The organism is Thermus caldilimi, assembly GCF_004684245.1.
GTDB classification, from domain to species: domain Bacteria; phylum Deinococcota; class Deinococci; order Deinococcales; family Thermaceae; genus Thermus; species Thermus caldilimi.
Genome location: NZ_CP038452.1, coordinates 167,902 through 177,870 on the forward strand (window position 1 = coordinate 167,902; position 9,969 = coordinate 177,870).

At 64.9% G+C, this 9,969-nt stretch carries 9 protein-coding genes and 2 pseudogenes; 6 read left to right on the plus strand and 5 right to left on the minus strand.

The window, feature by feature from the left end; all coding sequences use genetic code 11:
* The first annotated feature begins 39 nt into the window (after positions 1-39).
* Both EBI04_RS00825 and cimA read left to right on the plus strand, forming a co-directional pair.
* The gene (locus EBI04_RS00825; RefSeq protein ID WP_126203761.1) at positions 40-1,596 is read left to right on the plus strand and encodes a 2-isopropylmalate synthase; all 1,557 of its coding nucleotides are present in this window, start codon (positions 40-42) and stop codon (positions 1,594-1,596) included.
* Positions 1,597-1,691: 95 nt separating this feature from the next.
* Complete coding sequence (cimA, locus tag EBI04_RS00830; protein WP_135255639.1) at positions 1,692-3,275, plus strand: citramalate synthase; 1,584 nt, start codon at positions 1,692-1,694, stop codon at positions 3,273-3,275.
* Here the strand turns inward: cimA and EBI04_RS00835 are convergent.
* From EBI04_RS00835 to EBI04_RS00845, 3 genes are read right to left on the minus strand one after another with little or no spacing between them, the layout of a single operon-like run.
* Positions 3,247-3,780 carry a Uma2 family endonuclease gene (locus EBI04_RS00835; protein ID WP_126217177.1) on the minus strand — a complete coding sequence of 178 codons (534 nt, stop codon included), beginning with the start codon at positions 3,778-3,780 and terminating at the stop codon, positions 3,247-3,249. The two genes, cimA and EBI04_RS00835, sit on opposite strands and share 29 nt — an antisense overlap.
* A 7-nt stretch (positions 3,781-3,787) precedes the next feature.
* Positions 3,788-4,564, minus strand: a complete 777-nt coding sequence (locus EBI04_RS00840) for an ABC transporter permease (RefSeq protein ID WP_038028995.1) — start codon at positions 4,562-4,564, stop codon at positions 3,788-3,790.
* The gene (locus tag EBI04_RS00845; RefSeq protein WP_008631290.1) at positions 4,561-5,583 is read right to left on the minus strand and encodes an ABC transporter ATP-binding protein; all 1,023 of its coding nucleotides are present in this window, start codon (positions 5,581-5,583) and stop codon (positions 4,561-4,563) included. Before EBI04_RS00845 ends, EBI04_RS00840 begins: the two co-directional genes overlap by 4 nt.
* 24 nt (positions 5,584-5,607) lie before the next feature.
* Here EBI04_RS00845 and EBI04_RS00850 point away from each other — a divergent pair, with 24 nt between their 5' ends.
* The 3 genes and pseudogenes from EBI04_RS00850 (at position 5,608) to bshB1 (ending at position 7,678) form a co-directional block, all read left to right on the plus strand.
* Positions 5,608-6,390, plus strand: a complete 783-nt coding sequence (locus EBI04_RS00850; protein ID WP_206202048.1) for an ABC transporter permease — start codon at positions 5,608-5,610, stop codon at positions 6,388-6,390.
* Between the two features lie 10 nt (positions 6,391-6,400).
* Positions 6,401-7,002 (plus strand): annotated as a pseudogene (plsY, locus tag EBI04_RS00855) (glycerol-3-phosphate 1-O-acyltransferase PlsY).
* On the plus strand, positions 6,995-7,678 hold the full coding sequence (gene bshB1, locus EBI04_RS00860; RefSeq protein WP_126164616.1) for a bacillithiol biosynthesis deacetylase BshB1: 684 nt from the start codon (positions 6,995-6,997) through the stop codon (positions 7,676-7,678). Before plsY ends, bshB1 begins: the two are co-directional and overlap by 8 nt.
* Here the strand turns inward: bshB1 and EBI04_RS00865 are convergent.
* Positions 7,675-8,183 (minus strand): annotated as a pseudogene (locus EBI04_RS00865) (uracil-DNA glycosylase). The gene bshB1 and the pseudogene EBI04_RS00865 sit on opposite strands and share 4 nt — an antisense overlap.
* 104 nt (positions 8,184-8,287) lie before the next feature.
* Entirely contained in the window at positions 8,288-8,656 is a 369-nt protein-coding gene (locus EBI04_RS00870) for a hypothetical protein (protein WP_003044617.1), read from the minus strand.
* A 182-nt stretch (positions 8,657-8,838) separates the two neighbouring features.
* On the opposite strand from EBI04_RS00870, the gene EBI04_RS00875 reads away from it, so the two are divergent.
* Positions 8,839-9,969 (plus strand): hypothetical protein, encoded by a 1,131-nt coding sequence (locus EBI04_RS00875; protein WP_135255641.1) that lies wholly within the window; start codon positions 8,839-8,841, stop codon positions 9,967-9,969.

Here is a 9,969-nt window from a genome sequence, read left to right on the forward strand (position 1 = left end):
CCAATCTGGGGGGCCTAGTGCGTTTTAGGGAGGGAGAAGATGGAAAGGCACATCCGCATCTTTGACACCACGCTTAGGGATGGGGAGCAGAGCCCAGGGGTGGCCCTTTCCCTGGACCAGAAGCTGGAGATCGCCCACGCCTTGGCCCGACTCAACGTGGACATCATCGAGGCGGGCTTCCCCGTATCCGGGCCCTTGGAGTTTGAGGCGGTAAGGCGGATCGCTGAGGAGGTAAGGGGCCCCATCATCGCCGCCTTGGCCCGCACCCACACCCTGGACATCGACCAGGCGGCCAAGGCCCTGGAGAAGGCGGAAAAACCCCGCATCCACGTCTTCACCTCGGCTTCCAAGATCCACCTCGAGTACATGCTGAAGAAAACCGAGGAGGAGGTCTTGGAGATGGCGGACAAGATGGTCCGCTACGCCAGGAGGTACGTGGACGACGTGGAGTTTTCCGCCCAGGACGTGATGCGGGCGGACTGGGACTTCGTGAAGCGCCTCTACGAGGTGGCCATCGAGGCCGGGGCCACCACCATCAACATCCCCGATACCACGGGCTACGGCACCCCCGGGGAGTATGGGGCCTTGATCCGGCGCATCCGGGATGAGGTGGTGCGGGGTAGGGATGTGATCATCTCCACCCACACCCACGACGACCTGGGCCTGGCCACCGCCAACGCCCTGGCGGGCATCGAGAACGGGGCGGGGCAGGTGGAGTGCACCATCAATGGCATCGGGGAGCGGGCGGGCAACACCTCCTTGGAGGAAGTGGTCATGGCCCTTTACGTGCGCCGGGACTGGTACAAGGCCAAAACCCAGATCAACACCCGGGAGATCTACCGGGTTTCCCGCCTGGTGGAGCGCTACACCGGGATGCCCGTGCCCCCCAACAAGGCCATCGTGGGGGATAACGCCTTTGCCCACGAGTCGGGGATCCACCAGGATGGCGTCCTGAAGCACCGCTCCACCTACGAGATCATGGACGCCGAGCTCATCGGCAGGCGCCCTGCCGTGATCGTGCTGGGCAAGCACTCCGGGCGGGCGGCCTTCAAGAAGGCCCTCGAGGACCTGGGCTATAAGGACCTCACGGAAGAGCAGCTTAAGGTGCTCTTCTCCCGCTTCAAGGAGATCGCCGAGAAGAAGGGACCTTTGTCCGCCGAGGAGCTTCAGGCCCTGGTGGAAAGCGAACGGGAGCCCGCTTCCCAGTTCTTCGCCCTGGAGCACGTGCAGTTCTTCTCGGGCTCGGGACTTCTGCCCACGGCCACGGTGAAGGTGAGGACCCCGGATGGGGAAAGGGTGGCCACGCACACCGGGGATGGGCCGGTGGATGCCGTGTACAAGGCCATTCAGGACGCCATTGGCCTCAGGCCCGAGCTGGAGCTCTACCGGGTGGAGGCCATCACGGGTTCCACCGAGGCCCTGGGCCAGGTGACGGTGAGGCTCCGCCTGGGGGAGCTCCAGGCGGTGGGGGTGGGGGTATCCCCCGACATCATTGAGGCCTCGGCCCTGGCCTTCCTGGACGCCGCCGGCAAGCTGGCGAGCGGCCGTGCCACCCGCCATCCACCCTCCATCGAGGAGGTCCAGCGGGGAGTCTAGTCCCACCCCACCCTGGTCACCCCAGGGTGGGGGTTCCAGGAAGGGGAGTTTGGCTTAGCGAGGAAGGGCATAAGGCTGCCCAAGGGGATGAAGAGATGGTGGAGATCCTAGACACCACCCTCAGGGACGGGACACAGGGGGAAGGCATCAGCCTTTCCGTGGACGATAAGGTGGCCATCGCCAAACGCCTGGCGGCCTTCGGCGTACACCTCATCGAGGGAGGTTGGCCGGGGTCCAATCCCAAGGACGCCGAGTTTTTCCAGCGCATGAAGGGGGTGGACCTGGGGGAGGCCAAGCTTTCCGCCTTCGGGGCCACCCGTAGGAAGGGGCTTTTGCCGGAGGAGGACCCTTCGGTTCTGGCCCTGTTGGAGGCGGAAACCCCGGTGGTGGTCCTCTTCGGCAAGAGCTGGACCCTGCATGTCCTCGAGGCTCTGGAAACCACTTTGGAGGAAAACCTCCGCATGATCCAGGACACCGTGGCCTTCTTCGTCCGGCGGGGGAAGCGGGTGGTCTACGACGCCGAGCACTTCTTTGACGGGTACAAGGAGGACCCCGGCTACGCCCTGGCCACCCTGGAGGCGGCGGCCGAAGGGGGAGCGGACACCCTGGTCCTTTGCGACACCAACGGGGGCACCCTGCCCGAGGAGGTCTACGCCATCACCAAGGCGGTGGTGGAGCGCTTTCCCCACCTGCGGATCGGCATCCACCCCCACAACGACGCCGAGCTGGCGGTGGCCAACGCCCTGGCGGCGGTGCGGGCCGGGGCCACCCACGCCCAAGGCACCATCAACGGCTACGGGGAGCGCTGCGGCAACCTGAACCTGACCAGCTTCCTCCCCACCCTGGTCTTCAAGTACGGCATTCCCGCCATTCCCCAGGAGAGGCTTAAAGGGTTAAAGGAGCTTTCCCACTTCGTGGACGAGAGGGCCAACCAGACCCCCAACCGCCGGGCTCCCTACGTGGGGGAGTCAGCCTTCGCGCACAAGGCGGGGGTGCACGTCTCCGCCGTCTTGAAGAACCCCCGCACCTACGAGCACATTCCTCCGGAGTGGGTGGGGAATAGCCGCCGCTTCCTGGTGTCCGATGTGGCGGGCCGTTCCAACCTCCTGGCCAAGCTGCAGGAGCTGGGGGTGGATCTTTCCAAGGAGGAGGCCAAGCGCTTGTTGGACGAGGTCAAGGCCCTGGAGTACGAGGGCTACGCCTTCGAGGGGGCGGAGGCCAGCTTCTACCTCCTGGCCCACCGCCTGAAGGGGGGGAGCCTGCCCTTCAGCGTGGAGGGGTTTTCCGTCTTCGTCCACGGAAGCGGCCTGGACACCGCCTGGGCCGAGGCCACGGTGCGGGTTCGGGTGGGGGAGAGCCTGCAGCACACCGCAGCGGAAAGCCCCTCGGGGCCGGTTTCCGCCCTGGACAGGGCCTTCCGCAAGGCGGTGTTGCAGTTTTACCCGGAGCTTTCCGATGTGGAGCTCACCGATTACAAGGTGCGCATCCTCTCCGGCCAGGAGTCGGGGACCAACTCCGGGGTGCGGGTGATGATCGAGATGAAGCGGGGGGAGGAGCGCTTCGCCACCGTGGGGGCCAGTGAGAACATCCTCGAGGCCTCCTTGAAGGCCCTCACCGACGGCTACGCCTACGCCCTCCTCCACCCGAGCCTCAAGGAGATGGTGCCCAGGGCAGGCTGATCTCGGGGAAGGCCAAGGGGCTTACGGGCTCGGAGGGGGAGAGGAGGCGGATGGACCGGTAGCGTCCCTCACGGGGCTCCCGGTAGACCTCGAGGAGGTCCTCCTTGAGGTTCACCAGCCAGACCTCGGGGATCCCGGCCTCGGCATAAAGGGGAAGCTTTACCTCCCGGTCAAACTCCAAGGAGGTGTCGGCTACCTCCACGAGCAGAAGAACATCCTCAGGGCGGGGGAGCCGGCCCTCGTAGCGTTCCAAGGGGGGTTGAAGCACCAGGAGATCGGGTTCTGGCTCGGAATCCTCTGAAAGATGAAGGGGGGACTGCACCGCCACCAAGGCCTTGCCTTGGAGGGCCTCCTTCAACATGTGATCAAGGCGCATCGCCGCAAGAAAGTGCTTGGGTCCAATCGGGCTCATCTGGTAGACCTCTCCCCTTAGGAGCTCCACCCGGGGCACATCCCGGAAGGCCCGCTCAAACTCCTCCACGCGGAAGCGGTAGCGGGTGGCCATACCCTCATTATGCTCCTTGGCTCGAGTAGTGCCTTAGCCCCATGCGCCACAAGAGCCGCCAGAGGAGAAGAAAGGCTACGCCCCAGAAGAGCATCACCCAAACCCCCGGGAACAGATCCACCTTTTGCCCGGCCAGGAGGGCTGCGGGCAGGTAGACCAGGTAGGGGAAGGGGGTGAGGAGGGCTAGGGTCCTTAGGGGCTCGGGGAAGACCTCGAGGGGGGCGATGGTGCCGGAGAGGAAGAGGTAGAGGAGGAAGAAGACCTCTTCCACCGAAACCGCCCGCTCCGTGAAGAAGGTGAGCATGGCGGTGGTGTACTGCATCAGGTAGCGGAGCAAAAAGGCCAAAAGGGTGAAAAGGAACCCCAGGAGGAAGGGGCCAGGTTCAGGCACAAAGCGGGCCTCGGGGAAGAGCCAGAAGAAGAGGAGGGTGAGGAGCACCACGAAGGGCAACCGGGCCAGGCGCTCGGCCACGTGGGCCGCCAGGTGGTCAAAAAAGGGGTCCAGGGGCCTTAAGAGCCGGAAGGAAAGCCGCCCTTCCACCACATCCCGCTCAAACTCCCACACCACCCAGACCACCGTGGCCTGGCGCACCAGGAAGACCATGAGGAAGTAACGGGCAAACTCCCCCGGGGACAGGGCAAACTCCCCGCCCCTGGCTGCCTCGGTCCAGACCCCGAGGAGGATCAGGGGCAAGGCCCCGGCCAGGGCCCAGAGGAAGAGCTCCGCCCGGTACTCCAGCATGTAGGCCAGGTAGACGGCGAGGAGGGTTTTGGCTTTCCTCATGCCTCCTCCAGGGCGGGGGTTTCGCTCAGCCCCGAAGGGGCGATCTTGTACACCCGGGCGATGACCTCTTCCAAAGGGGGCTCCCGCACCTCTAGGTCCTCCACGGGAAGGCTTTTAAGGATCTCCGCCACCCTTTCCGTAAGCCTCTCCCGGGGCACCAGAAGCCGGGCCTTTAGGCCCTCGAGGTCCCTGACCTCCCCGAAGGCCAGGAAGGCTTCCCTGGGCAGGGGGTAGGCCAGGGTGAGCCCCACCTCCCGGTAGGGGGCGAAGCGTTCCAGAAGCCCTGCCAGGGGTCCATCGTAGAGGAGCCTTCCCTGGTGGATCACCAAGACCCGTTCCGCCAGGGCGGCGATGTCCGCCATGTAATGGCTGGTGAGGAGAACCGTGGCCCCGTAGCGCCGGTTGTACTCCCGGATGAACTCCCGCACCGCCACCTGGGCGTTCACGTCCAGGCCCAGGGTGGGCTCGTCCAGAAAGAGCACCTCCGGGCGGTGGAGAAGGGCCGCCAGAAGCTCGGCCTTCATCCTTTCCCCCAGGGAGAGCTTGCGCACGGGCTGGTGGAGCTTATTCGTTAGGGAAAGCATTTCCGAAAGCTCCGAAACCCGCTTCCGGAACTCCCCTTCGGGGATATCGTAGATGGCGGCGTTGAGGCGGAAGGTGTCCAGGGCGGGCAGGTCCCAGATGAGCTGCTGCTTGTTGCCCATCACCAGGGTGATCTTTTTCAAGAAGGCCTTTTCCCGCCGCCAGGGAATGTGTCCCGCCACCACCGCCTTACCCCGGGTGGGGTGGATCAGGCCGGTGAGCATCTTCAAGGTGGTGGTCTTACCCGCCCCGTTGGGGCCCAGAAAGCCTACCACCTCGCCCCTTGCGATTTGAAAGCTCACCCCTTCCACCGCCTTCACCGTGCGGTACTGGCGCAGGAGAAAGTGGCGCAGGGTGGCGAGGAGGCTTTCCTCCTTCAGGGCCACCCGGTAGTGCTTGGTGAGGTCCTGGGCAAGGATGATGGGTTCCGCCGACACCCCTATAGTCTACCCTGTGGTCTAATGTTCCCTGTGCGGTACCTGAGGGTTTTCCTGCTTTTCCTTCGCCTCAGCCTGGCGGCGGAGATGGAGTACCGGCTCAACTTCCTCCTGGGCCTTCTCTCCTCGGCCCTGACCCTTCTTGGGGCCCTGTTCGGTCTGGTGCTCCTCTACCAAGGAGGGTACCGGCCCGGAGGGTGGGCCTGGGAGGAGGCGCTTTTGGTCCTGGCGGCTTTCACCCTTCTGCAGGGCCTGGGGAGCACCCTTCTGGCCCCAAATCTCAACAAGATCGTGGAACACGTGCAGCAGGGCACCCTGGACTTCGTCCTTCTGAAGCCCTTGGATTCCCAGTTCTGGCTTTCCTTGAGGGTCTTTTCCCCTTGGGGCCTGGGGGATTTTCTCCTGGGGCTCGGCCTTCTTTTCTATGCAGGGATGCGCCTGGGGCTTGGACCCTGGGACTATCTGGCCTTCGCCGGGTACTGGGTGCTGGGGGCCTTGATGCTCTATAGCCTCTGGTTCCTCCTGGCCACCACCAGTATCTGGTTCGTGAAGATCTACAACGCCACCGAGGTCCTTAGGGGGCTACTGGAGGCGGGCCGGTTTCCCGTGGGGGCCTATCCGGCCTTGTACCGGGTCTTCTTCACCTTCGTGGTTCCCGTGGCCTTTCTCACCACCGTGCCCGCCCAGGCCGCCCTAAAAAGGGGGGAGGTTCCCCTTCTCGCCTCGGCCCTCGCCCTTTCCCTCTTCCTCCTTTGCCGGGGGTTTTTCCGCTTCGCCTTAAGGGGTTATACCTCGGCGAGCAGTTAAAATCCCCCCTATGGGGTCGGTGCTTTTGGCTTTGCTGGTGGCCTACCTCTTCGGCTCCATACCCGCCGGGGTTCTGGTGGCCAGAACCTACGGGGTGGACATCCGCAAGGTGGGTTCGGGCAACATCGGGGCCACCAATGTCCTCAGGGCCCTGGGGCCTGGGCCCGCCTTGGTGGTGGCCTTCTTTGACGTCTTTAAGGGTGGGATTGCCGTCTTGATCGCGCGGGCGGTGGGAATAGAGGGGCCCCTGCTGGGCGGGGTGGCGTTGGCGGCGGTGCTGGGCCACAACTACTCCCTGTTTTTGGGGTTCAAGGGAGGGAAGGGGGTGGCCACCAGCTTCGGCACCCTCCTCTTTCTGGACCCCATCCTGGCCCTGTGGACCTTTCCCATAGGGGTATCCGTGATGCTCCTCACCCGGTACGTGTCTGCGGGGAGCCTGACCGGGGGGTGGCGGCCACGGTTTTGGCCCTGGCCCTTTCCCGTCCCCTTTGGGAGGTGGTCACCGTGGGCCTCATGGCCCTTCTCATCTTCTGGACCCACCGGGAAAACTTAAAGCTCCTCCAGGCGGGGACGGAAAGGCGCCTGGGGGAAAAGGAGGGAGGCCGTGCTTGACCTCCTGGTCCTTGCCCCTCATCCCGATGACGGGGAGCTGGGATGCGGGGGAACCCTGGCCCGGGCCAAGGCCGAGGGGCTCAGCACGGGGATTTTGGACCTCACCCGGGGCGAGATGGGCTCCAAGGGTACGCCGGAGGAGAGGGCCAAGGAGGTGGAGGAGGCAAGCCGTATCCTGGGTCTGGACTATAGGGGCAACCTGGGCCTGCCGGATGGGGGCCTTGGGGATGTCCTGGAGCAACGCCTTAAGCTTGCCCAGGCCTTGAGGCAGCTTAGGCCCCGCATCGTCCTCGCTCCCCTCGAGGCCGACCGCCACCCCGACCACACCGCAGCAAGCCGCCTGGCGGTGGCGGCGGTGCATCTGGCAGGCCTCAGGAAAGCCCCCCTCGAGGGGGAGCCCCACCGGGTGGAGCGGCTTTTCTTCTACCCTGGAAACCATCCCTTTACCCCGAGCTTCCTGGTGAAGATCTCCGCCTTCATAGACCAGTGGGAGCAGGCAGTGCTGGCCTACAGGAGCCAGTTTTCCGGGGAGGGGGTGAGCGAGACCGTAGGGCCCAAGGGGGTGGAGGCCAGGAAGGCCATGCGCCGCCACTTCGGCAACTACCTGGGGGTGGACTACGCCGAGCCCTTCGTGAGCCCCTTGCCCGTCCTCTACACCCCCTGGAGCCGGGCTTAAAAGAGGGGCTCCTGGCTCACCGCCTTCACCTGGCGGCGTTCCTTGGGGGGAAGGGCGTCCAGGGCCCGCTTCACCTCCTGGATGTCCAGCCAGGTGAGGTGTTTGGGGCTTCCCGGGGTACGGCTGGGATTTCGCAGGAGGTAGGCGGGGTGGAACATGGGGAAGACCCGGATCCCGTGCCACTCAAACCACTGCCCCCGCACCTTGGTGATGGAAACCTTCTCCCCCAGGAAGAACTCCGCCGCCACCGCCCCTAAGGGGACGATGATCTGGGGGGCGATGAGCTCGATCTGCTTGAGGAGCCACTTGTCCGTGCAGACCTTGGCCTCGTCGGGCAGGGGGGCGCGGTTTCCCGGGGGCGGCATTTGACGATGTTGGTGATGTACACGGATTCCCGGGGGATGCCGGCGGCCTCGAGGATCCGGTTGAGAAGCTGCCCCGCTTTCCCTACGAAAGGGCGCCCCGTCCGGTCCTCTTCCTCGCCCGGCCCTTCCCCCACGATCATCAGCTGGGCGTCGGGGTTCCCTTCCCCGAAGACCACCTGGGTGCGGCCTTCCGCCAGGCGGCAGGCGGTGCAGGCCTTGGCCTGGGCTTGTAGCAGTTCCAGGGTCATTGCAAGGGTTTCCGGGCCTTCCGGGCTTCCCGCCTTGTCTTGGGGTCCAGGCCGATCATGAGGAAGAAGTTCTCCAGGGCGTTTTCCTGACCCTTGATCTCAGGGTACTGGTCCTCCGGGGTGCCGGTGACAAAGGGCAGGGATTTGTAGAGCTCCAGGGCGTACTGCACCACGGCCTCCGGCCCCTCGGCCTCCGCCACCTCGGCCAGCTTGGCGTAGACCTCGCGCCGGGCTTCCGCATGGCGGCGGAAGACCTCCGGATTCGGCGTCTCCGGCGCCCGGAGAACGTCCTGCTTGGCGATGCGGCGGTAATGCTTCAAGCCCCGAACGATCTCCTCCGTGGTCAGCGTGATCTTGAACTCCATCCCCGCTCCTTTCCGGCCTAAGGGCCCTACCTTTGGGAGATTATATAGCCGGAAGGAAGGGCAAAGCCAGGTAAAGGGGGACCCTTGTCAGGGCCCAGGGCCGGGCGGGTTATCGGGGGATTCTGGTGCCTCCTTGGGGACCTCGAGGGCCAGCGTAGGTTAAAGTGGCTATACTTGGGGGGATGGAGGTTTTGGGGAACTATTGGCTGCGGCGCATTCTTGCCCGTATTGCTTCCGTGGTTGTTTACGAAGGCCAGGATACCCACACCGGGATGCCGGTGATGGTGCTCAAGGGGGCTCAGGGGGTACCGGTTTTGGAGGAGGGGGTACTTCCCCTTTTGGAGGAGACCCCGGAAGTCTGGGTGCTGGAGTGGCCCATCGGGGCGGTTCCCTTAAGCCAGTACCTGGGGGTGGCGGATCTGGAGCGCCTGGAGCATTGGGTAAGGGAGATGGCCCGTATTCTGGCCTCCTTGAAGGCCCGGGGGGTGTCCCATGCCCCCATTCCCGAGCTTTGCCTGGTGAAGGGCAAGCGGGTTTGGCTGGCCGGGGCAGGGCTTAAGGAGCTTTCCGGGGAGCCGGAGAAGGCTCTTGCCGCTTTGGCTCGAGCCTTGGCCGGGGAGCGCTATCCCGAGTTTCCCTTAAGAGAAACCTTGGAAAGGATTGAGGCCAGGGAGGAATCCCTGGAGGTTCTTTTCTCCGAGCCCGCCCATGGTGCACAGGAGGCCAAGGCCCTGACCCCGGAGACCCCTGGCCAGGAGGCTGGGCCCCTCCAGGATGCCTCCTCCAAGCCCGAGGAGTCCAGGCTCCCTTCCGCCTCGCGGAAGGTGCTGAGCGTGGACCCTGTTTCCGAACCCCCGGAGGACCAGGAGGGTTCTCCGACCAAGGAAACCATGCCCCTCGAGGGCAAAACCCCAAGCCGGCCCCGGGTCGTCCGCATCGAGGAGCCCGAGGAGCCTTCTTTTGCCGTGGTGGAACCTCCGCGGCCCAGAAGGCGGACCGTGCTTTTGGGGCTTCTGGTCGCCGTGGTGCTTTTGGGTCTGGCCCTTTTGTTCCTTCGCCCTTCCCCCCCTTCCCGAGGGGGCTACGTGATGGAGTTCCGCACCGATCCTCCCACGGAGCGGGCGGAGGTGTTTCTCCTCGAGGCGCCGGAAGGTTCCAGGATGGCGCCCGGCCAGCTGCTCCTCACCGCTCCAGGCCGGGCGGAGTTCGACCAGAAGGGGGTATACCGCCTGCGCATCAGAGTGGCAGGCCGCGATCCCGTGGACTACCTCCTGGAGGTACCGGGTCCGCCCCTGGTCATCAGGGTACGCTAA

Coding starts and splice junctions, on each gene's coding strand:
- EBI04_RS00850 (WP_206202048.1), top strand. CDS start 5,608: ATGTTCCCTGTGCGGTACCTGAGGGTTTTCCTGCTTTTCCTTCGCCTC.
- EBI04_RS00875 (WP_135255641.1), top strand. CDS start 8,839: ATGGAGGTTTTGGGGAACTATTGGCTGCGGCGCATTCTTGCCCGTATT.
- EBI04_RS00825 (WP_126203761.1), top strand. CDS start 40: ATGGAAAGGCACATCCGCATCTTTGACACCACGCTTAGGGATGGGGAG.
- EBI04_RS00835 (WP_126217177.1), bottom strand. CDS start 3,780: ATGGCCACCCGCTACCGCTTCCGCGTGGAGGAGTTTGAGCGGGCCTTC.
- cimA (WP_135255639.1), top strand. CDS start 1,692: ATGGTGGAGATCCTAGACACCACCCTCAGGGACGGGACACAGGGGGAA.
- EBI04_RS00870 (WP_003044617.1), bottom strand. CDS start 8,656: ATGGAGTTCAAGATCACGCTGACCACGGAGGAGATCGTTCGGGGCTTG.
- EBI04_RS00840 (WP_038028995.1), bottom strand. CDS start 4,564: ATGAGGAAAGCCAAAACCCTCCTCGCCGTCTACCTGGCCTACATGCTG.